This is a genomic window from Nocardia sp. BMG111209 (assembly GCF_000381925.1).
Lineage (GTDB): Bacteria > Actinomycetota > Actinomycetes > Mycobacteriales > Mycobacteriaceae > Nocardia.
Genome location: NZ_KB907307.1, coordinates 4,472,811 through 4,493,612 on the forward strand (window position 1 = coordinate 4,472,811; position 20,802 = coordinate 4,493,612).

Below are 20,802 nucleotides of genomic sequence, written 5' to 3' on the forward strand. Positions count from 1 at the left end.
ACTACCCGATCCAGCCGTACCCACCCGGGCGGACCCCCCACGACATCGCAACGGTGCGTCAGCGGGAGTCGTTCCGGCCCTTACTTTATCGGAGGTTATCCAACGGAGTCGACTATCCGGGGATTCGGGCTTCCCACCGGCGGATGGACACCGCAGGTACAGGCCTCGAGCGAGGGGCAGGTGCAGCGCAGGCCCCCCTCGATGAGGGCCCGCGCCTGCGCGAGGACGGCCATGCGCGCATCGATGTCGGCCAGCTTCGCCACCGCCAGGGCCCGGCTCGCGGGACGACCCGGGGCCTCGTCCGCGAGCAGCGCGGCGATCTCGTCGAGCCCGAAGCCGGACGCCTTGCAGATCTCGATGGCCCGCAGCCGGATCAGCACGGATTCGTCGTAGCGCCGGCGCCCGCCGACCCGCTCCGGCGGCCGCAGCAGCCCGCGATCCTCGTAGTAGCGCAGTGTCGTCGCCGCGACACCGGAGCGCCGGGCGACCTCACCGATGGACAGCGCTGCGGTCATGCCTCCGATCATGGCCCGATACCGGGCTTGACTTCCAGTCGACTCGAAGTCGTTGAATACCGGCATGTCGAACCCGTACCCCGAGCTGGCCCGGTCCCGTTACGCCCTGCTGCGCAGTCATCGGCGCGACGGCACCGCGGTCGACACCCCGATCTGGTTCCGGCTGGACGGCACCACCCTGGTGTTCCGTACCAAGATCGGCCCGAAGACCCGGCGGCTCGCGGTGACCCCGGCCGTGGAGTTACGCCCGTGCGATCACCGCGGCCGGATCACCGGCGATACCGCGCCGGTCACCGGACAGGCCACGATCCTCGCCGGCGAGGAGGCCGAGGCCGCGAACCGAGCGCTGCACGAGCGTTACGGCTGGCAGTGGAACGTCGTCCCGATGATCCGCATCCCCGGCGTGGTGAACGTCCACCGGACGCTGAGCCTGGCCGAGAAGGTGCGCCGGACCCGGACCGGGACGTTGTGGACGGACAGCGCGATCGTGCGGGTCGAGTTGGATCCGGTACCGCCACAATTCCGTTGATCGGGCAAGGCCGGTCGCGCGACCGGCGGCACCGGCGGGGCATCGGCCCGAACTGCTCGCGAGAATCGCGGAACTGGCAGACAATCTGAAGGTCATCGGACGGAAGATCGACAGCTGTCGCGGTCGGGTGGCGGACGGATCGCTCGGAGGGAAAGTCATGACGGTGCCGGGAAGCGGCGATGCGGGATCGCGGCGACGGGTCGGTGTCGTCGGCGCGGGCATCGCGGGGCTGGTGACCGCGAAGGTGTTGCGCGAGGACGGGTTCGAGGTGATCGTCTTCGAACGAGCGGAGACGATCGGCGGCGTGTGGGCCGCATCGCGCACCTATCCGGGCCTGCGCGCCAACAACTCCCGGGAGACGTACGCATTCTCCGACCACCCGTACGAGGCCGCGGCGAACCACTATCCGGATGCGGAACAGATTCGCGGCTACCTGGATTCGTATGCCCGCCGCTTCGAGCTGGAGTCGGCCGTCCGGTTGTCGACCGAGGTGGTGCGGGTCGCGCGCGCGGGTTCCGGATTCGCGGTGGAGACCCGCGGCCCGGACGGGAACGACACCGTGGCTTGCGATTTCGTCGTGATCTGCGCGGGTACCTTCTCCGCACCGCATATCCCGGAGATCGCCGGGGCCGAGCGGTTCGAGGGGACGGCCGTGCACTCGAGTGCCGCGACCGCACCCGAGCTGTTCACCGGACAGCGGGTCGTGGTGGTCGGCGCCGGGAAGTCGGCCCTGGACTGCGCCGCCTGGGCCGCCGAGCGGGCCCGGGACTGCACACTGGTGTTCCGGCAACCACATTGGATGGCGCCGCGATTCCTGCCCGGTGGCGTTCCCAGCGATCGGGTGCTGATCAATCGGCCGACCGAACTGCTGTTCCGGTATCACCACCTCTCGGCGGCCGAGAAGGTGCTGCACGGGCCCGGCCGATGGCTGCCCGCGGCGTTGATGTGGGCCATGGGACAGCTCTTCCGCATCACCCAGCGGATGCCCGCGATCATGGTTCCGGCGCAGCCACTGCCGGCCGGATTCGAGAACATCGGGATGGCCTCGGAATTCTTCGCGGCGGTCCGGACCGGCCGGATCACGTTGCGGCGGGACGTGATCGCGGAATTCACCGGCCCGCACGAGATCCGGCTCGGCAGCGGCGAGCGGATCGGCGCGGATGTGGTGGTGTTCGGCACGGGCTGGCGGACGCAACTGCCGTTCCTGGCGCAGGAGCTGACGGCGGAGGTGTTGCGCGACGGTCGTTTCCACCTCTATCGGCACATTCTGCCGCCGGAGGTGCCGGGGCTCGGGTTCGTGGGCTACGCGTCGTCGGTCGCGTGCCAGCTGAGTTCGGAGATCTCGGCGCACTGGCTGTCCCAGCACTTCCGCGGGGAGCTGGACCTGCCGGCGGCCGAGGCGATGCACGCGGAGATCGCGCGGGTGCACGACTGGATCGCGGCCGAGCTCCCGGCGCGCAGGGAGGGGTTCTTCGTCGGACCACATCTGCTGCACCACATCGATGAGCTGATGACCGATATGCGGTTGCCGGTGCGCCGCAGCCGGAACGCGTTCGCCGAATACGCCGGGACGTTCTCGCCGGCCCGCTACCGGGGTGTCGCCGCCGAGCGGGCGCGGGCCCGGACCGGGGGCCCGGCCGCGGGCTGACGACGCCGCGCCGGACATGGTAGGCAGGAGCCATGGGTGACTTCAGGTTCGGCGTCAACATGCTCTCCCTCGGCTCCCGGTCGGAATGGATCGAAAAGTGCCGCCGGGCAGAGGAACTCGGATTCGATGTGATCGGCGTGCCCGACCATCTCGGGCTGCCCGCGCCGTTCCCGGCGATGGTGCTGGCCGCGGAGGCCACCGAGCGGATCCGCGTGAATTCCTTCGTCCTCAACGTGCCGTTCTACAACCCGGTGCTGCTGGCGCGCGAGGTGGCCACGGTCGATCGGCTCACCGACGGACGGGCCGAGATCGGGCTCGGCGCGGGGTATGTGAAGGCCGAGTTCGAGGCGGCGGGAATCCCCTTCCCGACCGGCCGACAACGGGTCGAGCAGCTGGCGGAAACCGTATCGACGTTCCGGAAGTTGTTCGGCGACAGCGACTACCAGCCGCAGCCGGCCCGGCCGGGCGGGCCGCCGCTGCTCATCGCGGGCTGGGGTGACCGGTTGCTGCGGGTGGCCGCCGAACACGCGGACGTGATCGCGTTCACCGGCGCCGGCACCGACGACAGCGGGCATCTCACCGGCGCCGGCCCCGAGGCCCTGGACCGGCGGGTGGCGTACGTGCGTGAGCTGCTGGGCCCGCGGCAGGACAAGGTCGAGTTCAATCTGCTGTTGCAGGCGCTGGCGACCCCGGACGAGCGGCCGGAGCTGGTCGAGCGGATGGCCGCGCACCTGCCGCCGGAGCTGCTCGAGCGCGTCGAGGAGGTGCCGATGGTGCTGGTCGGCGACCACACCGAGATGGCCGATCGGCTGCGGGAGCGGCGGGAGCGATTCGGGATCAATTACCTGACCGTGCTGGAACCGAACATGGCGAAATTCGCACCGCTGATCGCGGCATTGCGGTCCTGACCGAACCCGTAACTTTTTTGCCGATTCGGCAACGAAATTTGCCAGAATAGACGGCGTCACGCACAGTCGTGGCATGACGCACAGCCATGGCACCCAGCAGCATCAGCACCATCACACCGCCGTCGGCGACTTCGACTGGGCCGGGATGGCCGAGGTCCTGGTGGGCGAGGCGGAGGCATTCCAGCCGTTCCTGGACGGCGCCTTCGCCGACCTCGCCGACCTCGAGCCGGAGCGCGTCCTCGACATCGGCAGTGGACCCGGTGTCGCGGCGTGCCTGCTCGCGCAGCGATTCCCGCGAGCGGAGGTCGTGGCCGTGGACGGCACTCCCGAACTGCTCGAGCACGCGCGGCGCCGGGCGCAGCGGCTGGGGGTGCGGCTGCTGACCCGGCAGGGGAATTTCCCGGCGGCGCTGGCCGACCTGCCGGAGGCGGATCTGATCTGGACCTCGCATGTGATGCATCACGTCGGCGATCAGGTGGGCGCGCTGGCGGCCCTGGCGGCGCGGCTGCGGCCCGGCGGCGTGCTGGCCGTCGCCGAGGGCGGGCTGCCCCGGCGCACCCTGCCACGCGATATCGGCTTCGGGCGGCCGGGACTGCAGGTGCGCCTGGACGCGCTGGTCGGGGAGCGATTCGAGCGGATGCGCGCGGAACTGCCGGGATCGGTTGCGGTGGTGGAGGATTGGCCGGAGATGCTGCGCACCGCGGGCCTGATCGACGCACACAGCCGCAGCTATCTGGTGGACCGCCCGGCGCCGCTGACCGGGACGCCGCGGCACTGGGTGCGCCAGGATCTGCAACGCCACCGCGACTCCCTCGGCGATCTGCTCGAGGCCGACGACCTGGCCGCGCTGGACCGGCTGCTCGATCCCGCCGATCCGGCCGGTGTCGACCAGCGGCCGGACGTCTATCTGCTCACCGCCAAGACCGTGCACTTCGCTCGCCGGCCGGAGAACTGAGCCTTGTTGCTAGATTGCTAGCATGCTAGCATCGGTGCGTGGGCGAGAACGTCAAACAGTTCAACGTGTACCTGCCGGTCGAGCTGATCAAGCAGGTCAAGCTGCACGCCATCGAGTCGGGCTCGTCGCTGTCGGCGCTGGTCGCCGCGGCGCTGCGGGACTATCTCGAGGCCCACGGACAGCCATCGACGCAAGAGGAGTGAACGGATGACCACCGACGGGATCGAGGCGGTGTTCCTCACCACGCACAATTGGGGGAAGGCCGCGAAGTTCTTCCAGGCCTTGGGTTTCCGGCTCGATTTCGACACCGGCCACAACTCCGGGCAGTTGCGGGCGGCGCAGGGGCCGTACGTGTTCGTCGCCGAGGTGCCCGAGGATCGGCCGGCCGAGGCACAGCTGGTGCTGAAGGTGGCCGACGCGGACGCCTTCCGGCCCGATCCGGCGGTCGAGGTGGTCACCGAATTCGCGGACACCCATTTCGGCACGCGGGAGATGACCGTCCGCGACCCCGACGGCCGGCTGTGGAGCATCCAGGCTCCGGGAAAGAACTGAGGTGGGGACCGTGCCGGACGACCGTCTCGAACCGCCGGACAACACCGCTGTCCGGGTCGCGCTGTGGCGCGCGCGGCATCTGGAGGTCGACGCCGCGCCGCCCGTCCTGGCGGACGACGTGGGCCTGCGGCTGGTCGATCCCGAGCCGGGCTGGCGCGAGCGGGGCGATATGCATCCGCAGGGCACCGCCGGATTCCGGGCATCGATCGTGGCGCGGGCCCGGTTCATCGAGGATCTGGTGACCGAGCAGGTGGACGCGGGTGTCGGCCAATATCTGTTGCTCGGTGCGGGTTTGGACACCTTCGCGCAGCGGCGGGCCGATCTCGGTTCCCGGCTACGGGTTTTCGAGGTCGAGCGGCCCGGCACCCAGGCCTGGAAGCGGCATCGGCTGATCGAGCTGGGCTACGGCGTCCCGGAGTGGTTGCGGTTGGTGCCGGTCGATTTCGAGGCCGGTGAGGATTGGTGGGAGAAGGTGCGCGCCGGCGGTTTCGACGCGGCGCGTCCCGCCGTGGTGGCCTCGGCCGGGGTCTCGATGTATCTCACCCGCGAGGCCACCGCCGCCACTCTGCGCCGATCGGCCGGTCTCGCACCGGGTTCCACGGTGGTGATGACCTTCCTGCTGCCCGCCGAACTGGTGGACGAGGCCGATCGCACGGGCCTCGAGATGTCGCAGCGCGGCGCGCAGGCCGCGGGTACGCCGTTCCTCAGCTTCTACGCCCCCGACGACATGCTGGCGCTGGCCCGGTCGGCAGGCTTCGCGGAGGTCCGGCACGTCTCCGGAAAGGCGCTGGGCGACCGCTATTTCGCGGATCGCACCGACGGGCTGCGCCCGTCCAGCGGTGAGGATCTGCTCGTCGCCCGCACCTGAGTCAGGCGCTCGGCCGCATCGCGTGGATCGGGTCGTCGGTCGCGGACAGCGGGCGGGTGGTGCCGCCGCGGCGGTGCGCGACGATCTCGGCGGCGATCGCGACCGCGGTCTCCGCCGGGGTCCGGCCGCCGAGATTCAGGCCGATCGGCGAATGCAGCCGCGCCAGTTCGGTTTCGGTGAGGCCCGCCGCGCGCAGATGGTCGCGGCGGTCCCGGTCGGCGCGGCGGGAACCGAGCGCGCCGACGTAGGCGATCGGCAGCCGCAGCACCAGTTCCAGCACCGGGATGTCGAATTTCGGGTCGTGCGTGAGCACGCAGACGACGGTGCGGGAATCGATGCGGGCCCGCGCCAGATAGCGGTTCGGCCATTCGACGACCACCTCGTCGGCGTCCGGGAACCGCGCGGCGGTGGCGAACACCGGCCGGGCGTCGCAGACCGTCACGTGGTAGCCGAGGAAGCGGCCGATGCTCGCGACCGCGGCGGCGAAGTCGATCGCGCCGACGATGATCATTCGCGGTGGCGGAGTGAAGGATTCGACGAAGACGGTCACCTCGGCCGGTTCGCAGCCGACCACGCGCAGGCCGGTGGCGCCGGTGTCCAGCATGGCCGACGCCTCGGCGACCACCTCGGCGGGCAGCGGGCCGCCGACGACCTCGTCACCGGCCAGCGCCAGCAGCGTGCCGGTGCGCAGATCCCGCACCAGCGCAACGGGTTCCGGGCCGTACAGGACCGCGTCCAGGACGGCGTGGTCGGCCGCGGTGACGCGGTGCACGAACACGTCCAGCGCACCGCCGCAGGTCAGACCGGCCGCGAACGGGTCGGATTCGCTGTAGCCGAACGTCTCTCGCACGGGCCGTCCGGATTCCAGTACCTCGCGGCACAACTCGTACACCGCGCCCTCGACACAGCCGCCGGACAAGCTGCCGAGTACCGCGCCGTCGGCGCCGACGGCCATGGTGGCGCCGGCGGGCCGCGGTGCGCTGCCGGTGACGTCCACGATCGTCGCCACGGCGAAGCTGCGTCCCGCCGCATGCCACGCCGACAGTTCGGCGGCCAGTTCGCGCATCGCACACATCCTCTCGGCAGGCGGGTCAGCCGTCCGCGCCGGCGGCCGGTGCGGTGGCGGTCGCGGGGTCGTCGCCCTCGAGCCGCGCGATGAATTGATCGACGAGGGCGAGCGCCTCGGCGTGGCCGGTGGTCATGCCCAGCGACTCCTCGCGGATGCGGACCTGGCAGATCGCGGTCATCAGGAAGATCGCGGCCTCGGGCGCGATGCCGTACATGCTGTGGCCGCGCTGTTCCAGGTACCGGGTCAGCACCGACAGCTGCAGCGTGCGATAGCGCTGCGCGTAGTCGGCCAGATGCGAGCGGATCTTCTTGCGGTGCGCGGCCAGTGCGGCGAACTCGTTGGTGAGCGTGGTGCCGGCGGGCTGATTGGCCAGCTCCCACATCACCCGCAGCGGATGTTCCGCCGATTCCAGGATCTGCGCCTGGCGGACCTGCAACTGCTCGGCCCGGCGGTCCAGCGCCGCGATGAACATGTCGTCCAGGGTCTGGAAGTAGTAGTGCACCAACGGCGGGGTGACCCCCGCCTCCCGCGCCACCCGGCGGATACCGACGGCGGCGTAGCCCTCCTCCAGCATCAGCCGCTCCACGATGTCGAGCAGCTGGTGACGGGTCTTGGAGTGCTCGGTACCCATACGGCGCGTCGAGGTCATGCGAACATTCTGCTCGACTGTCCCGTTCGGCGCGCTTAACACCTGTTCAGCTTACCGGTTTCCGCGCCCGATTTCACGGACTACGCGCAGGTGGGGACGTCCTCCGGAATATCGCACCGGGTGTGCGACACGAACGGACCGGCGCCACCCGCGGTGTGCGGGAGCGCCGGTCCGTCCGGTGTCGAATTACTTTGTGCCGTTCTTCATTTCGATGATGGCGTGCACCGGGCAGTCCAGCAGGGCGCGCTGCACGGCGCCGTGGTCGGCCGCGGGGACGTCGTCACCGTTGCGTTCCATCGAGGCATAACCCCAGTCGTCGAGCGGGAAATACTCGGGGGCGTGCTTGGCGCAGATCCCGAACCCGTCGCAGAGGGTGCGATCCAGACGGACTTTCATACCAGCTCCCCAGCTTCCACTTCGAACGGGCGGACGGCGGTGTACGGATGCGCGGCGCAGGTAGGGCACGCGCCGCCGAGATGCGCGGACACCTCGTCCGGGAATTCGGCGAACAGGCTCGCCGCGACATTCGTCGCCGCATCCAGTGTGCCGCAGGCGCCGCGGCCGCGGAGCACCGTCGACCAGCGGCGCAGCCGGTCGAGATCCTCGCCGGTGGCCAGGCCGTCGCGCAGCGCCTCGGCGGCGGCGGCCATGGCGGCGGTGCCGTTGAAGCACGAGCCGCACTGCCCGGCGTTCTCCCGATCGAAGTACCGCAGCACCGCCGCGGCCACCGCGACCGCGCAGGTCTGCTCGGTGAGCACCGCGATGGCGCCACAGCCGAGGCCCGCGCCGAGACCGCGCAGCGTCTCGTGATCCATGCTCGCGTCCAGTACGCGCCGGTTGATCAGGCCGTTGAAGTAGCCGCCGAGCAGCAGACCGGTCACCCGGTCGGGCGAAACACCGTGCCGGGCGAGCAGTTCCGGCACGGGGGTGCCGTGCGGGAGCTCGTAGGTCACCGGTGCGCCGGCGCCGGTGACGGTGGACAGGAAGGTGCCCGGCGACCCGGGGGTGCCCACCGACCGGAACTCCGCGGCGCCGTGCGCCAGCAGATACGGCAGGTGCGCCAGCGTCTCCACATTGCTCACCAGGGTCGGCCGGCCGTCGACGCCCTCCTGGAACGGCCGCGGCGGCTTGTCGGTCGGCTTCGCCGGACCGCCGTTGACCGCGCGCACCGCCGCGGTCTCCTCCCCCGCCACATAGCCGGGGTCCACGGTGACCAGATCCAGTGCGGCGCCGCCCAATACGCCGTCGAAGTCGGCGATCGCGGCGGCCACCGCGCGGGCTGCGGCGGGATCGGACACGTAGAGCACGGCCCGATCGGCGCCGACGGTGTGCGCGGCCAGCCGCAGGCCGTCCAGCACCAGATGCGGCCGGTAGCGCAGCAACCAGCGATCCTTCACCGAAGCCGGTTCGCCCTCTTCACCATTGGCGAGCACCACGGGCCGTACCCCGGCATTGCGCACGGTGGACAGCTTGCGGCCCAACGGGAATGCGGCACCGCCGCGGCCGAGCAGGCCGCCGTCGGTGACGGTGGTCACGAACGTCTCGGGATCGGGCAGCGCGGCGTAACCGCCGGTGTCCCGGTAGGCGCCGAGCGATTCGGTATCGGTGAGGTCACGCAGCAGCCTCGGCGTACAGCCTTCGGCCACACCGACATTCAATTGTCCGGTCATCAGGTCTTCCATCTCGCGGGGACGGGATCAGGCGACGCGCTGGGCGTACAGGCGCGCGTACTCCGCGCGGGTGCGGGTCGAGGTGTCCACGTCGGTGGCCTGCGCACGCAGCGCGCCGACGGTGGCCTGCGCACGCGCGGTGCGGGCGAACGGATCCCAGCCGAAGAACGTGCACGCGTTCTGCCAGGTGATCTTGTCGATCTCGGTGTCGTCGGCGCCGACGGCCTGCAGCTCGGACAGCACCAGCTCCGGCGCGTCCGGCCAGTACGAATCCGAGTGCGGGTAGTCGCATTCCCACGCGATGTTCTCGATGCCGATCTCGCGCCGCAACTTCAGCGACGTCTTGTCGGTGACGTAGCAGGCCAGCACATGCTCGCGGAACACGTCGCTGGGCAGCTTGCCGCCGAAATCGCGGCGCAGCCACTTCTGGTTGGTGTAGTGGCGATCGGAGCGATCCAGGTAGAACGGGATCCAGCCGATGCCACCCTCGGACAGCGCGATCTTCAGGCCCGGATAGCTGCGCAGCGCCGGACCCCACAGCAGATCCTGGATGGCCAACTGGGACACGCTGGGGGCCAGCACCATCAGGTTGTCGATCGGGGCGTCGGGGGCCAGCTTCAGCGCGCCGAAGCCCTGGCCGATGTGCAGGCACATCACCACGTCGTGGTCCTGCAGCGCCTGGAACACCGGGCCCCAGTACTCGATGTCGAAATAGCTGGGCAGGCCGTCGATGTGCGGCAGCTCGGGCATGGTCACCGCGCGCACCCCGCGCGCGGCGACCCGCTCGATCTCGGCCACGGCCAGCTGCGGATCCCACATCGGCAGGATCGCGATCGAGATGAACCGGTCCGGATAGGCGCCGGCCCACTCGTCGATGTGCCAGTCGTTGTAGATGGAGATCATGCCGACGGTGATCTCGTCCTTGAGGTGGGACAGGTGCCCGGCCGAGAATCCGGTGAAGGTCGGGAAGCACATGGACCCGAACACACCGTTGACGTTCATGTCCCGCACCCGCTCGTGGATGTCGTAGACCGCCGGCCGCATCTCGGCGTAGCCCGCCGGGTCGCGGTCCCACTCCTCGGCCGGCCAGGTGACGACCGCGTTCAGGCCCGCGACGCCGGTGGGGCGGCCCCGGTAGACCCAGCGGTCGATGCCCTTGTCGTCGACGACCACCTTGGGAGCCAGGTCCACCCACTTCGCCGGGACGCGGCCTTCGAACATGTCGATCGGCTCGACCACATGGTCATCGATGCTCACCAAGATCATGTCGTCGATGTTCACCCTGACACCTCACTGCTCCCGGGACCACCACACTCGACCCCGACTACATTCTGGAGATTGGTCATCTCTTTATCGGAGAATATCACTCTCCGACGGGAGTGGAAGCGGCGAATTCCCCCGCGATCAGGGCAGCGGCGTATCGGTGACCGCCAGGGCCTGCTGTCCCTTCCGATAGCTGACCTCGCGGACGCCGAGTGCCGCGTGCAGTTGCCCCGGTGGGAGCGTCACCGGTTTCGGGGCCGGACCGTCGCCGGGATGCGGCAGCGGATACGCGGTGGTCGTGGCGCTGTGGAAGGTGACCTTGTCCTCGGTCTTGCTGAACAGCTGATGCACGTGGCCGTTGAGGCAGGTCACCGAATCGAAGCGGCTCAGCAGGCTCAGCACCTGCATGGCGTCGTCGGTCCCCCATCCCCACTGGGGATACATCGCGAACAGCGGGATATGGCTGAACACCACGATCGGGGTGTCCGGTCGCAGGCCCGCGACATCCTTGCGGACGAAGTCCACCTGATCGGTGCCCAGATGGCCGAGGCTCTGCAGATTCAGCGTGTTCACCAGGGCGATCACGTGCACGCCGGCGATGTCGAAGCTGTACCAGCCGTCGCCGCGGGTGCCCCGGCCGAACACCGACCGATATTTCTGGCCTGCGTCGTCGACCGAATCGTGTTCGCCCGGCACGGTGAACACGTGCGGGGTGTTCAGGCCGAGCAGCATCTGCTTCACCTGGTCGAACTGCTCCGGGGTGGACAGATGGGTGAGATCGCCGGTGTGGATCACGAAATCCGGCGCGTACCCGAGCGAGTTCACCCGGCCGATCGCCTCCCCGAAACTGGCCGCGACATCGGCATTGGCCGGCCCCTGGAAGCCGATATGACTGTCGGACAGCTGCACGAAGCGCAGATCCGGGCGCGCGGCGTCGGCGCGCGCGATCGGCGCGCCGGCGACCTGCGAGATCACCTCGCCGCCGGCCACCGCCAGGCCGACCGCCGCCCCGAACCAGGCGGAGTGCCGCAGCAGTTCCCGGCGGTTCATCCCCTCCGGCCCGTTCACGGCGTCACCACCACGGTGCCGTGCATGAACGGATGGATCGAGCACACGTAGTCCACCGTGCCCGCCTTGGTGAAGGTGAAGGAATACGTTGCGCCGGTACCCATTCCGGGCGAGTGCAGGGTGCCGTCGCCACTGACCACGGTGTGCGGCTCCTCGTCGTGGTTGGTCCAGGTGACCGTGCTGCCGACCCGGACCGTGAGGGTGGCCGGGGCGAAGGCGAAGTTGTCGATGGTGACCGCCGGGCCACCGGGGGCCGGGGCCGACGCCGGGGCCGACGCCGCCGCGGTGGCGGGCGGCATCGACATCCCGGGCATGTTCGGCATCGCGGTGCCGTGTGCGGGGAAGCCCGGGGTTTCCGAACCGGATGCGAACACCGGCGTCGGGGCCGCCGGTGTCGTCGTCGAAGTCGTTGTGCCGCAGGCTGTCACGGCGACGGCACAGGCGGCCGCGGCCAGCGCGCCGCTCAGGGCGCGCCACGGTGCGGTAGCGGGTCTCATTCGCTCTCCTTGATGGGCAACGGCATTCGATGATCACCGGGTGGTGCGCTGCCGTCGTGAGGAGATAGCGGATGGGGTTACACGATCGGTTCAGGCCGGCCGGGCCGGTACGAAAACCGCTATCGTGCCGTCCTTCTCGCGCACCTGCAGCCGGGGCAGCGGGGCCGGCTGCTGCGGCAGCTGATGGGTGACCACCTGCCCCGCCGTATCGAAGGCGGTGCGGTGGCAGGGGCAGCGCAACAGCGGTGCGTCCAGCCACAGGGCACAACCCTGGTGGGTGCAGATACCGGACAGGGCGTACACGATATCGCCACGGCGGCAGACGAATCCGCGCACCGAGCCGGTGTCGAAGGAGATCGTGCCGCCGTCGGTCAGATCCGCCGATGCGGCCACGGTGTGCCATTCGCCCTCGGTCGGCACGAGGGCCGGCTCGGGCTGTGCCGCGGGCGCGCCACCGCCGGTGACGGCGTGCTCGGCGACCGCGCCGACCCCCGCGGCCGCGGCGGCGACCGCAGCGGCCGAGGTGCCGATCAACCACCGGCGGCGAGTCGGGTTGTCGCCCTTGGCCACCGGTGGCGCGTCGGCGCCGGGCTCGCCCAGTTCGGCGGCCAGCCGGCGGCGCAGATCGGTGCGGAACTCCTCGGTGGGCACATCGCCGCCGGGACGCCCCGCGCGCATCGTGATCGCGGTGCGCAACTGCTCCGCCTCGTCGTCGGTCGGCTGCCACGGCCGCGGCCGACGGCCCGCGAGCAGATCCTCGACGTACCGCTCGACATCCTTGTCGCTCACGACATCACCCCGTCCCGGATCGCGCCGGGGAGAGTCGGCACCCGCGCGGGCGCCGCGATGCGTTCGGGAGATGCCGTGATCATGTCGGGTCCTCCTCGTCCGCTCGGGCCGCCATCTGTAGTGCCCGGTGTTGCAACACCTTCGCGTTGGCGACCGTGACCTCCAGTTCCGCCGCGGCGTCGCGTACCGACAGGCCCTGGAGGAAACGGAGTTCCAGTATGCGCCGGTATCTCGGTGGTAGCCGGTCGAGCACCGCGCGGGCCCGGCGTTCCGCGACGCCGCTCTCGGGTTCCGGCAGCGGTTCGGCCGCGTGTGTGCCGGAACCCAGTGCGCCGGAATCGATGTCGTCGGGATCGATCGTGGTGATCTCGCGGCCCAGCCGGATCTTCCAGTAGGTCGCGAGCACGGTCCGGGCGGTCGCCCGGAGATAGGCGCGTACCTCCGGGACCGTCGCGTCGAGCCGCAGGGGCGGCAGGGCCGTGGTGAACACCTCGGCGGTCAGGTCCTCGGCGTCCGGCCGGTTGCCGACCTTGCCGAACAGGAGGCCGTAGACCCAGGACACGTTGTCCCGGTAGACCGAATCCCAGTCGGCATAGCCGTCGGCGGGTACCAGTCGCAGTTCGGGCGCGCGCGGCCGCGCGGCCCGATGTCCGGGGCCAGGTAGTCCGGCCATGTGCCGCCCCTCCACTGCGGTCAGCGGGCGCCTCGGTACGCCCATGAGTAGATAGTGCGGAGGGTTACGCGGGGCGGAGCGGTTCAGTTCACCCAGCGTGGGGTGATCGGGGTTCCGTCCGCCAGTTCGGCACTGAACCCGACCGGCACCACCACCGCGAACGCCGCCGGCGTCGTACCCGGATTATCGATGCGCAGCAGCGATCCCGCGGGCACAACGGCCGCATCTCCCCCGATCAGCGTGGTGGTCTCGTCGCCGACGGTGAGTTCGGCGGCGCCGGACAGCATCAGGAACACCTCCTCCCGCAGGATGCGGTGGCCCTGGCCGGTGGTGCCGGGCCCGACCTCCAACCGCCACAGGCAGATCTCCGTGCTTCCGGTACTCGGGCGGACATAGGAAGTGAAGGTGGCGTTGTGCATGGTGTGGACCTCGGCGTCGGCGGCACGGACGACGGGCATCGGGACTCCTCAGATAGACAAGTAGCTTGTCTATATAGTCAATCCACTTGACCAACCTGTCAAGTGCCACCATATATCCATGCCCGCACCCGCCTCCGACCTCCCGTTGATCCTGCTGGCGGCGGCCGCGGAGGTCACCGACGCCATCCATGCCGGGGTGACGGCGGCCGGGTTCACCGACCTGCGGCCCACCCACGGATTCGTCTTCGTGCGGATGGCCCCCGACGGCGCGACCGTCGGCGAGATCGCCGACCACCTCGGCGTCACCAAACAGGCGGCCAGCCAGCTGGTCGAGGAACTCGTGACCAAGGGCTACGCGACGCGCAACCCGCATCCGCGCGATGCCCGCGCCCGGCTGATCACCCTGACCGACCGCGGCTGGGCCGTCACGCGCGCGGCCGAGGCCGCCGCGGACGCCTTCGCGGCCCGCTGGGCGGCCGTCCTCGGCGGACCCGCCGTCGCCGAGACCCGCGACCGGCTGGCCCGGGTGGTCCGGCCGGGCCGGGTCCGGCCGGCCGCCTGGTGAGCGGACCACTACGCTCGAGCCCACCGGCCTCGCCGATCCCCCGCACCCGCCGCCCAGGATGACCTTCGCCATGACCGACCGGGACAACACCGACTGGGCCCACACCGGGCACGCCTCGAAGGAACGGGCCGAGAAGGCGCGCCGGCTGGCCGGTTACGTCTGGCAGCGCGACATCTCCGGCGTCGAACTGCTCGAACTGCCCGACCCCGCCCGCCGCAAACTCGCCCGCGCCGCCGGGATCAACCCGCCCAGCACCGACGAAACCTGGACCCTGGTCGCCGACCTGCTGAACGAGAAGGACGCCTGGGCCGCCCGCAATCCGCAGCATCCCGCCGCCCGGCGCGAGCACTCCGACGAGAAGATCCTCTGGGTGAAACCACCGGTCCGCCCGTGGACCGCCGAATCCTGACCGGCGGCAGCCATGATCGCGCCACCGGGCGCCGGGCCGACTGCCGCCGGGGCACCGGCGGCCCGCGGGCTCAGTCCAGGTCGGCCAGTTCCTCCGCGGCGGTGGCGACCCGGTCGGACAGGGTGCGCAACAGCGTCGACTCGTCGGCGGTCAGGTCGTCCACGAACAGCTGCCGGACCAGTTCGACATGGTTGGGGGCGGCCCGCTGCAACGCCTCGCGCCCGCGCTCGGTGAGGCAGACCGAGATGCCGCGCGCGTCGTCGTCGGCGGGGGCACGCTCGATCAGGCCGCGAGTGTCCATGCGGGCCAGGTGTTTCGACAACCGGCTCTTGTCCCAGCAGATCTCCGCGGCCAGGTCGCGGGCCCGCATCCGGCCGTCGGGAGCCAGCGCTCGGTCGGACAGCGCGACCATGATCTCGTAGTCCGGCATCGACAGGCCGTCCCGAGCGAGACCGGCCGCCATCGCGGCCTCCAGCCGCTGCCGCATCCGGATGTACGCCGACCAGGTCGTCTGTTCCGCCGCGGTCAGCCATCGCACCATGGGAATGATCCTAATCAGCTTTTGGTTGACATGGACACCAACTGTTCGAGGAGGTTCACATGCCCGCTGTCACCGTCGACGACATCCTGGTGCTGCCGCGGCTGTCCCGTCCCGCCGAAACCCAGCGGCAGCGGCCGGTGCGTGCCGTGGTCACCGGGCACACCCAGCGCGAGGGGGCCGGATTCCGGGTCACCCGGCCGTTCCCCGGCCCGGAACTGCGCTCGGCCGATCCGTTCATCCTGCTCGACCAGATGGGCCCGGTCGCCTATCAGCCCTACGAGGCCAAGGGGGCACCCTGGCATCCGCACCGCGGCTTCGAGACCGTCACCTACATGCTCGACGGGACGATGGTCCATCACGACTCCAACGGCGGCGGTGGCGTCATCGGCGAGGGCGACACCCAGTGGATGACCGCCGGATCCGGCATCCTGCACGACGAACTGCCGGACGAGCCGCTGGTGATCTCCGGCGGCACCTTCCACGGCATCCAGCTGTGGGTGAACCTGCCGCGCGCGCTCAAGATGGCCCCGCCGCGCTACCAGGACCTGCGCGCGAGCGAACTCACCCTGGTCAGCTCGCACGACGGCGGCGCGCTGGTCCGCGTCATCGCGGGCACCGTCGACGGATTCGAGGGACCGGGGTCGACCTACACGCCGATCGCCTACGCACACGCCTCGATCGGCCCGGGTGCGCGACTGGAAATGCTCTGGCCGCAGCACTTCTCGGCGATGGTCTACGTATTGTCCGGCAGCGGCACGGCCGGGGCCGAGGGCCGGCCGATCACCGCCGGGCAACTGGCCGTCCTCGGCCACGGTGACGCGCTCACGGTGACCGCGGACGCGCGGCAGGACACCCCGACCGGCAACTTCGAGGTGCTGCTGCTCGGCGGCGAGCCGATCCGGGAACCGGTGGTGCAGTACGGGCCGTTCGTGATGAACACGCGGCAGGAGATCATCGAGGCCGTAGCCGATTTCGAGGCCGGGCGGATGGGTACGATCCCCGCCGAGCACCTCGCGACCCACCGCCTCGGCGAGTGACCCGCCGGTAAGCGCCTTCCGGACGCCGAGTTGACAACGACGCGGCCCATCAGAAGGGTGGACTCGGCGGCTCGCGGCCGGGCCGCTGTCCAGCAGTCACCGGACCCAGTCAGCTCCGAGGCGGCGGGCGCAACGGGGAGCGCCGGTCGACTCGCCCGTACCTACCGCACCACATCGAGGAATACATGAACGTTCGCAGGCTCATCGTGACCGGCGCGGGACTGATCACCCTCGCAGCCCCGCTCGCATTCACCGCCCCGACCGCCCTGGCGGATGACATCATCACCGGGTCCGCGGGCACCGGCTCGTCCGGCATCGATGATCTCATCGGTTCGACCGGCTCGTCCGGTCTCACCCAGACCGGCTCGGCGGGTGGCACGTTCAAGAATTGCGACGAGGCCCGCGCGGCCGGGCGGGCGCCGCTGTTCCGCGGCGAGCCCGGGTACTCCCCGCACCTGGACCCCGACGGTACCGGAATGGCCTGCCCGACCGCCTGATTCATCGCACGGCCGCCGGAACGAGAACACCCGGTGCGGATTTCCGCACCGGGTGTTCCGTCTTTCGCGACGGCTGCGGTCAGCGCCGGAAGATCCGAACCGCGGTCACCAGCACGACCAGCGCGCCGGCGCCGATCAGGCTGTACTTCACCTGCGGCTGGTTCAGTTTCGCGAAGATCGCCTTCTTGGTGTTGTCGGCGATCCGCTGCGGGTCGGCGCGCACCGCGAGCTCGTCGAGTGTGTTCGCCAGCCGGTTGCGTGCGGCTTCGATCTCCCGCTCGATACTCTCGGTATCCCTCGCCACGTCGTCTCCTGTTGTACTCGTTTGCTGCCGTCGACACGCGAGTCTAACCGCGCGCATCCGCACCCCGGGGTGTCGTGGCGGGCCTGCGTGGATGTCACAGCCGTCGGCTACCGTGCTCAGGCATGACCGAGAACCACCGCCTGACTACCGGTGACACCGCCCCCGCGTTCACCCTGCCCGACGCCGACGGGAAACCGGTGTCGCTGGCCGATTATCGCGGCCGCAAGGTGATCGTGTATTTCTACCCGGCCGCGAGCACCCCCGGCTGCACCAAGCAGGCCTGCGACTTCCGCGACAGTCTCGCCGAACTCGAGGGCGCGGGTATCGATGTCGTCGGCATCTCGCCCGACAAGCCCGCCAAGCTCGCCAAATTCCGTGACGCGGAACAACTCACGTTCCCGCTGCTGTCGGATCCGGATCGCGCGGTGCTCACCGCGTGGGGCGCCTTCGGTGAGAAGACCATGTACGGCAAGACCGTCACCGGCGTGATCCGCTCCACCTTCCTCGTCGACGAGGAGGGCAAGATCGCCCTGGCCCAGTACAACGTGCGGGCCACCGGACACGTCGCGAAGCTGCGCCGCGACCTGTCGGTGTAGGAAGCGCGCACGGAAAGGCCCGCAGCCGTATGACTGCGGGCCTGGTGTTCCGGGCGGGTGTCAGGTGCGCGGCATCGAGGCGATCACCGACTGCATCGTCAACCGCCAGTGGTTGTCCAGCCAGTGGCCGAATTCCGGGTCGTCCACCGTCGGGGGCGGGGCCTCGCCGGGGAACAGCAGCGCGTGCGACGAGCCGACGGGGGCGTCGGGGACATCGCCGACGTCGGGGGCATCGGCCTCGATCGTGGGGATCGGGACCATCGCGTCCGCGGTGTTCGCGCCGCCCGGAGCGCTCGTGACGGCGTCCGCGCCGACCGGATCCCGCTGCAGCCGTTTCGGCCATCCGGCGGCCGGGGCGGCGGTGGTGCCGTGGCCCGCGGTCCAGGTCAGCGCCGAGGTGTCCACGGTGATCGTTCCGGTGTCGCCGGCGCCGATCGCCGGGTCGGTGGCCGCGCCGGGTGCCGGAACCGCCGTAGGGGCGTTCTGATCGCCGTCCTGGCGCATCTCCGGCGGCTGTTCCGGTTCCGGTGCCTGATGCGGTACGTGATGCGTCTCCGCGGCCACCTGGGGATCGGCCGAGGACGGTTTCGCGGTCCCGTGCGTCGTCGCGGACATCTCGTAGACGCCGCCGGCGACCAGACCACCGGCCAGCACGCTGGCCGCCGCGAACAACATCGTGCTGCCGCGCGACATCCGGCCGCGCTCGCCCGGCTCGGCCGTCGCGACCGGTTCCGGTTCCACCACCAGCGCGGCGCCGATCGCCGCCGCGCTCGCGGCCATCCGGGACCGGATCACGGGAGCGGAGAATCCGGCGTTCAGCGCCGCCGCGACCTCCGGTTCGGGCGCGGCCGACCCGACCAGCATCACCACGTCCGGCCACAGGCCCGCTTCCTCCAGCTGATCGCGGGCCGCGATCACCACCGGCCGCAGCGCCGCCTCGGTCACCACCGGGCAGGCGGCGCCGATCGTCGCCAGGACCCGGTCGCGATCCGGCGAGGCGACGGTGAACACCTGATAGCCCGGCGACATCTCGCAGATCATCAGATGCTCGAAATCGCCGGCCCAGACCAGCGCGCGGGCCAGTCCCAGATGCGCGGACTTGGTCGACACCAGGGACGCGTCGCGCCACGGTCCGTCCGCAAGGCCGGTGACGATCGCGCGCCGCTGCGCGGGATCGCGGTAGGCGACGGCCGTACCGGCGATCCGCGGGCCGGGGCCCACGTCGGCGGCCAGTTCGTCCAGTAGCTCCGAGACCAGCGGGCCGAGCTCCGCGGGCTCGTCGAAGGTCCGGGTGCGATGCACCACCACCCGGTCGGGCAATTTGCCCGGCCCGTCACCGTCGCGGCCGACCGGGCAGGTCAGGGCCACCGCGTGGACGGTGCCGCGTTCGGTGGAAACGCCGAATGTCAACACGGATACAGCCACAACAAATGCCTTCCGCAAGGTGGATTCCGAGGAAAATTCGCTAGGGGTTCGTCACCGAGAACGGTCCGGATGGGCTATGAGCGGGCACGAAACGGAATAGCACCGGCACCGGCGCGTGTCATCCGTGTGTCGCTACCGCTAGCCTGGTGAATGTGGTGGAAGTGCACGCGGCGACGAAGCAGAAAAGGCGTCCGGACCCCGCAGTGGAGTTGCAGGACGATCCGCAGGAGTTGATGCCGCGTCGCCGTCCCACCCAGGAACGCAGCAAGCGCAAGTTCGACGCCCTGCTCCAGGCGTCCCGGGAATTGCTGGTCGAGGTCGGATTCGAGTCGTTCACCTGCGAGGAAGTCGCCGCCCGTGCCGAAGTGCCGATCGGCACGCTGTATCAGTTCTTCGCCAACAAGTACGTGATCGTCTGCGAACTCAACCGCCAGGATCTGGTGGCCGTCACCCAGGAGTTGTCGGAATTCCACGGTGAAGTGCCGTCCATGGACTGGCTGCGGCACATGAACAAACTCGTGGATCATCTCGCCGGGCTGTGGCTGACCGATCCGTCGCGGCGCGAGGTGTGGCTGGCCATGCAGTCCACCCCGTCGACCCGGGCCACGGGCGCACTGCATCTGAACGAGTTCGCCGAAGTGGTGGCGCAGATGCTGCGCCCGCTGATGCCGCGCACCCCCCGCGGCCGGCGCTCGATGATGGCGCAGGTGCTGGTGCACGTGGTCTATTCGATGCTGAACTTCTCGGTGCAGGACGGCCAGAGCCACGAGGACGCCGTCGCCGAGCTCAAGCGGCTGATGGTCGCGTATCTGCTGGTCGCGGAGAAGGAATCGCGCATGGGCGGCCAGCGCCAGGACTGAGCACGCGAATTCGGTTGCCGCCGCGGGCAACCGAATCGCGCCGGCCGTCAGCCCTCGATGAGGTCGGCGAGTTCGCCCGGATCCTCCAGCACCACCATCGCGGCGGCGGTGTCCCCATCGTGGGTGAGCGACAGGTGAACTCGGACGCGCGGCAGGAATTCCGCGGCGAGACCGTGCAATTTGATACTGGGCCGGCCCCAGGCGTCGTTGACGACCTCGATCAGCGGATACGGATTGTCGCCGATCTGCGGGCTGCGGGCGAAACGCGAAGAGGCCCAGGCCTTCAGCACCGCCTCCTTGGCGGCCCAGCGAGCGGCGTAGCTGCGGGCGCGGTCGGTGGCCCGGCCCTCGCAGTAGCGACGCTCACCGGCGGTGAAACTCTCCCGCAGCATGGTGGTTCCGGTGCGTTCGATCTGTTCGGTGAACTCGGAGATGGTCACCAGGTCCAGGCCGATACCGAGAATGGTCACAGCGGTGGATGCTCCTCGTCGTTCGG

At 70.1% G+C, this 20,802-nt stretch carries 28 protein-coding genes; 13 read left to right on the forward strand and 15 right to left on the reverse strand.

The window, feature by feature from the left end:
* Positions 1-95 precede the first annotated feature (95 nt).
* Complete coding sequence (locus G361_RS0120745) at positions 96-515, reverse strand: MerR family transcriptional regulator (protein WP_019929029.1); 420 nt, start codon at positions 513-515, stop codon at positions 96-98.
* 64 nt (positions 516-579) lie between these two features.
* On the opposite strand from G361_RS0120745, the gene G361_RS0120750 reads away from it, so the two are divergent.
* The 7 genes from G361_RS0120750 (at position 580) to G361_RS0120780 (ending at position 5,975) form a co-directional block, all read left to right on the forward strand.
* Positions 580-1,044 (forward strand): PPOX class F420-dependent oxidoreductase, encoded by a 465-nt coding sequence (locus tag G361_RS0120750; RefSeq protein WP_019929030.1) that lies wholly within the window; start codon positions 580-582, stop codon positions 1,042-1,044.
* A gap of 157 nt (positions 1,045-1,201) precedes the next feature.
* Positions 1,202-2,692, forward strand: a complete 1,491-nt coding sequence (locus G361_RS44300; RefSeq protein WP_019929031.1) for an NAD(P)/FAD-dependent oxidoreductase — start codon at positions 1,202-1,204, stop codon at positions 2,690-2,692.
* A gap of 32 nt (positions 2,693-2,724) precedes the next feature.
* On the forward strand, positions 2,725-3,600 hold the full coding sequence (locus G361_RS0120760) for an LLM class F420-dependent oxidoreductase (RefSeq protein WP_019929032.1): 876 nt from the start codon (positions 2,725-2,727) through the stop codon (positions 3,598-3,600).
* 73 nt (positions 3,601-3,673) lie between these two features.
* Positions 3,674-4,555 (forward strand): trans-aconitate 2-methyltransferase, encoded by an 882-nt coding sequence (locus G361_RS0120765; RefSeq protein WP_019929033.1) that lies wholly within the window; start codon positions 3,674-3,676, stop codon positions 4,553-4,555.
* Positions 4,556-4,593: 38 nt separating this feature from the next.
* Positions 4,594-4,758 carry a ribbon-helix-helix domain-containing protein gene (locus tag G361_RS44305; protein ID WP_019929034.1) on the forward strand — a complete coding sequence of 55 codons (165 nt, stop codon included), beginning with the start codon at positions 4,594-4,596 and terminating at the stop codon, positions 4,756-4,758.
* Positions 4,759-4,762: 4 nt separating this feature from the next.
* The gene (locus G361_RS0120775; protein ID WP_019929035.1) at positions 4,763-5,107 is read left to right on the forward strand and encodes a glyoxalase/bleomycin resistance/extradiol dioxygenase family protein; all 345 of its coding nucleotides are present in this window, start codon (positions 4,763-4,765) and stop codon (positions 5,105-5,107) included.
* Position 5,108: 1 nt separating this feature from the next.
* A complete protein-coding gene (locus G361_RS0120780) occupies positions 5,109-5,975 on the forward strand; it encodes an SAM-dependent methyltransferase (protein WP_019929036.1) in 867 nt (288 codons plus the stop codon).
* Position 5,976: 1 nt separating this feature from the next.
* Here G361_RS0120780 and G361_RS0120785 read toward each other — a convergent pair whose 3' ends face one another.
* The 10 genes from G361_RS0120785 to G361_RS0120830 form a co-directional block, all read right to left on the reverse strand.
* Positions 5,977-7,041: an XdhC family protein gene (locus tag G361_RS0120785; protein WP_019929037.1), complete on the reverse strand. Its 1,065-nt coding sequence runs from the start codon at positions 7,039-7,041 to the stop codon at positions 5,977-5,979.
* Between the two features lie 25 nt (positions 7,042-7,066).
* Positions 7,067-7,693, reverse strand: coding sequence for a TetR/AcrR family transcriptional regulator (locus tag G361_RS44310; RefSeq protein WP_036494186.1), 627 nt, complete (start codon positions 7,691-7,693; stop codon positions 7,067-7,069).
* A gap of 186 nt (positions 7,694-7,879) precedes the next feature.
* The gene (locus G361_RS0120795; RefSeq protein ID WP_019929039.1) at positions 7,880-8,089 is read right to left on the reverse strand and encodes a ferredoxin; all 210 of its coding nucleotides are present in this window, start codon (positions 8,087-8,089) and stop codon (positions 7,880-7,882) included.
* A complete protein-coding gene (locus tag G361_RS0120800; protein WP_026343301.1) occupies positions 8,086-9,363 on the reverse strand; it encodes an NADH-ubiquinone oxidoreductase-F iron-sulfur binding region domain-containing protein in 1,278 nt (425 codons plus the stop codon). Before G361_RS0120800 ends, G361_RS0120795 begins: the two co-directional genes overlap by 4 nt.
* Positions 9,364-9,390: 27 nt before the next feature.
* Positions 9,391-10,644, reverse strand: coding sequence for an amidohydrolase family protein (locus G361_RS0120805; protein ID WP_019929041.1), 1,254 nt, complete (start codon positions 10,642-10,644; stop codon positions 9,391-9,393).
* Between the two features lie 123 nt (positions 10,645-10,767).
* The gene (locus G361_RS0120810; protein WP_019929042.1) at positions 10,768-11,676 is read right to left on the reverse strand and encodes a metallophosphoesterase; all 909 of its coding nucleotides are present in this window, start codon (positions 11,674-11,676) and stop codon (positions 10,768-10,770) included.
* Positions 11,677-11,690: 14 nt separating this feature from the next.
* Positions 11,691-12,191 carry a cupredoxin family copper-binding protein gene (locus G361_RS0120815; RefSeq protein ID WP_052172691.1) on the reverse strand — a complete coding sequence of 167 codons (501 nt, stop codon included), beginning with the start codon at positions 12,189-12,191 and terminating at the stop codon, positions 11,691-11,693.
* A gap of 90 nt (positions 12,192-12,281) precedes the next feature.
* Positions 12,282-12,980 (reverse strand): Rieske (2Fe-2S) protein, encoded by a 699-nt coding sequence (locus G361_RS0120820; RefSeq protein WP_019929044.1) that lies wholly within the window; start codon positions 12,978-12,980, stop codon positions 12,282-12,284.
* Positions 12,981-13,059: 79 nt separating this feature from the next.
* Positions 13,060-13,653 (reverse strand): RNA polymerase sigma factor, encoded by a 594-nt coding sequence (locus G361_RS0120825; protein WP_019929045.1) that lies wholly within the window; start codon positions 13,651-13,653, stop codon positions 13,060-13,062.
* 83 nt (positions 13,654-13,736) lie between these two features.
* On the reverse strand, positions 13,737-14,111 hold the full coding sequence (locus G361_RS0120830; protein WP_019929046.1) for a cupin domain-containing protein: 375 nt from the start codon (positions 14,109-14,111) through the stop codon (positions 13,737-13,739).
* A 79-nt stretch (positions 14,112-14,190) separates the two neighbouring features.
* Here G361_RS0120830 and G361_RS0120835 point away from each other — a divergent pair, with 79 nt between their 5' ends.
* Positions 14,191-14,637: a MarR family winged helix-turn-helix transcriptional regulator gene (locus tag G361_RS0120835; protein WP_036494188.1), complete on the forward strand. Its 447-nt coding sequence runs from the start codon at positions 14,191-14,193 to the stop codon at positions 14,635-14,637.
* Positions 14,638-14,707: 70 nt separating this feature from the next.
* Positions 14,708-15,046, forward strand: a complete 339-nt coding sequence (locus G361_RS0120840; RefSeq protein WP_036495293.1) for a hypothetical protein — start codon at positions 14,708-14,710, stop codon at positions 15,044-15,046.
* 70 nt (positions 15,047-15,116) lie between these two features.
* On the opposite strand, the gene G361_RS0120845 is transcribed toward G361_RS0120840, so the two are convergent.
* Entirely contained in the window at positions 15,117-15,587 is a 471-nt protein-coding gene (locus G361_RS0120845; protein WP_019929049.1) for a MarR family winged helix-turn-helix transcriptional regulator, read from the reverse strand.
* 59 nt (positions 15,588-15,646) lie between these two features.
* On the opposite strand from G361_RS0120845, the gene G361_RS0120850 reads away from it, so the two are divergent.
* Positions 15,647-16,624: a pirin family protein gene (locus tag G361_RS0120850; RefSeq protein ID WP_019929050.1), complete on the forward strand. Its 978-nt coding sequence runs from the start codon at positions 15,647-15,649 to the stop codon at positions 16,622-16,624.
* A 185-nt stretch (positions 16,625-16,809) separates the two neighbouring features.
* A complete protein-coding gene (locus G361_RS0120855) occupies positions 16,810-17,121 on the forward strand; it encodes an excalibur calcium-binding domain-containing protein (RefSeq protein ID WP_019929051.1) in 312 nt (103 codons plus the stop codon).
* A gap of 79 nt (positions 17,122-17,200) precedes the next feature.
* Here the strand turns inward: G361_RS0120855 and G361_RS0120860 are convergent, their stop codons facing one another.
* Positions 17,201-17,425 carry a DUF3618 domain-containing protein gene (locus G361_RS0120860; protein WP_019929052.1) on the reverse strand — a complete coding sequence of 75 codons (225 nt, stop codon included), beginning with the start codon at positions 17,423-17,425 and terminating at the stop codon, positions 17,201-17,203.
* Between the two features lie 122 nt (positions 17,426-17,547).
* Between G361_RS0120860 and bcp the strand changes: the two genes are divergently transcribed.
* Positions 17,548-18,021 (forward strand): thioredoxin-dependent thiol peroxidase, encoded by a 474-nt coding sequence (gene bcp / locus G361_RS0120865; protein ID WP_019929053.1) that lies wholly within the window; start codon positions 17,548-17,550, stop codon positions 18,019-18,021.
* Positions 18,022-18,081: 60 nt separating this feature from the next.
* Here bcp and G361_RS0120870 read toward each other — a convergent pair whose 3' ends face one another.
* Positions 18,082-19,446, reverse strand: a complete 1,365-nt coding sequence (locus tag G361_RS0120870) for a hypothetical protein (protein WP_020647645.1) — start codon at positions 19,444-19,446, stop codon at positions 18,082-18,084.
* Between the two features lie 233 nt (positions 19,447-19,679).
* Between G361_RS0120870 and G361_RS0120875 the strand changes: the two genes are divergently transcribed.
* On the forward strand, positions 19,680-20,306 hold the full coding sequence (locus tag G361_RS0120875; RefSeq protein ID WP_231387047.1) for a TetR/AcrR family transcriptional regulator: 627 nt from the start codon (positions 19,680-19,682) through the stop codon (positions 20,304-20,306).
* A 47-nt stretch (positions 20,307-20,353) separates the two neighbouring features.
* Here G361_RS0120875 and G361_RS0120880 read toward each other — a convergent pair whose 3' ends face one another.
* Entirely contained in the window at positions 20,354-20,776 is a 423-nt protein-coding gene (locus G361_RS0120880) for a holo-ACP synthase (protein WP_019929055.1), read from the reverse strand.
* Positions 20,777-20,802: the final 26 nt, after the last annotated feature.

What these genes read in the sequence shown, in the direction of transcription:
- G361_RS0120845 (WP_019929049.1), bottom strand. Translation starts at nt 15,587, where the DNA reads ATGGTGCGATGGCTGACCGCGGCGGAACAGACGACCTGGTCGGCGTAC.
- G361_RS44310 (WP_036494186.1), bottom strand. Translation starts at nt 7,693, where the DNA reads ATGACCTCGACGCGCCGTATGGGTACCGAGCACTCCAAGACCCGTCAC.
- G361_RS0120810 (WP_019929042.1), bottom strand. Translation starts at nt 11,676, where the DNA reads ATGAACCGCCGGGAACTGCTGCGGCACTCCGCCTGGTTCGGGGCGGCG.
- G361_RS0120850 (WP_019929050.1), top strand. Translation starts at nt 15,647, where the DNA reads ATGCCCGCTGTCACCGTCGACGACATCCTGGTGCTGCCGCGGCTGTCC.
- G361_RS0120795 (WP_019929039.1), bottom strand. Translation starts at nt 8,089, where the DNA reads ATGAAAGTCCGTCTGGATCGCACCCTCTGCGACGGGTTCGGGATCTGC.
- G361_RS0120835 (WP_036494188.1), top strand. Translation starts at nt 14,191, where the DNA reads ATGCCCGCACCCGCCTCCGACCTCCCGTTGATCCTGCTGGCGGCGGCC.
- G361_RS0120750 (WP_019929030.1), top strand. Translation starts at nt 580, where the DNA reads ATGTCGAACCCGTACCCCGAGCTGGCCCGGTCCCGTTACGCCCTGCTG.
- G361_RS0120760 (WP_019929032.1), top strand. Translation starts at nt 2,725, where the DNA reads ATGGGTGACTTCAGGTTCGGCGTCAACATGCTCTCCCTCGGCTCCCGG.
- G361_RS0120765 (WP_019929033.1), top strand. Translation starts at nt 3,674, where the DNA reads ATGACGCACAGCCATGGCACCCAGCAGCATCAGCACCATCACACCGCC.
- G361_RS0120800 (WP_026343301.1), bottom strand. Translation starts at nt 9,363, where the DNA reads ATGACCGGACAATTGAATGTCGGTGTGGCCGAAGGCTGTACGCCGAGG.
- G361_RS0120815 (WP_052172691.1), bottom strand. Translation starts at nt 12,191, where the DNA reads ATGAGACCCGCTACCGCACCGTGGCGCGCCCTGAGCGGCGCGCTGGCC.
- G361_RS44300 (WP_019929031.1), top strand. Translation starts at nt 1,202, where the DNA reads ATGACGGTGCCGGGAAGCGGCGATGCGGGATCGCGGCGACGGGTCGGT.
- bcp (WP_019929053.1), top strand. Translation starts at nt 17,548, where the DNA reads ATGACCGAGAACCACCGCCTGACTACCGGTGACACCGCCCCCGCGTTC.
- G361_RS0120785 (WP_019929037.1), bottom strand. Translation starts at nt 7,041, where the DNA reads ATGCGCGAACTGGCCGCCGAACTGTCGGCGTGGCATGCGGCGGGACGC.
- G361_RS0120875 (WP_231387047.1), top strand. Translation starts at nt 19,680, where the DNA reads ATGCCGCGTCGCCGTCCCACCCAGGAACGCAGCAAGCGCAAGTTCGAC.
- G361_RS0120830 (WP_019929046.1), bottom strand. Translation starts at nt 14,111, where the DNA reads ATGCCCGTCGTCCGTGCCGCCGACGCCGAGGTCCACACCATGCACAAC.
- G361_RS0120775 (WP_019929035.1), top strand. Translation starts at nt 4,763, where the DNA reads ATGACCACCGACGGGATCGAGGCGGTGTTCCTCACCACGCACAATTGG.
- G361_RS0120825 (WP_019929045.1), bottom strand. Translation starts at nt 13,653, where the DNA reads ATGGCCGGACTACCTGGCCCCGGACATCGGGCCGCGCGGCCGCGCGCG.
- G361_RS0120745 (WP_019929029.1), bottom strand. Translation starts at nt 515, where the DNA reads ATGACCGCAGCGCTGTCCATCGGTGAGGTCGCCCGGCGCTCCGGTGTC.
- G361_RS0120840 (WP_036495293.1), top strand. Translation starts at nt 14,708, where the DNA reads ATGACCGACCGGGACAACACCGACTGGGCCCACACCGGGCACGCCTCG.
- G361_RS0120855 (WP_019929051.1), top strand. Translation starts at nt 16,810, where the DNA reads ATGAACGTTCGCAGGCTCATCGTGACCGGCGCGGGACTGATCACCCTC.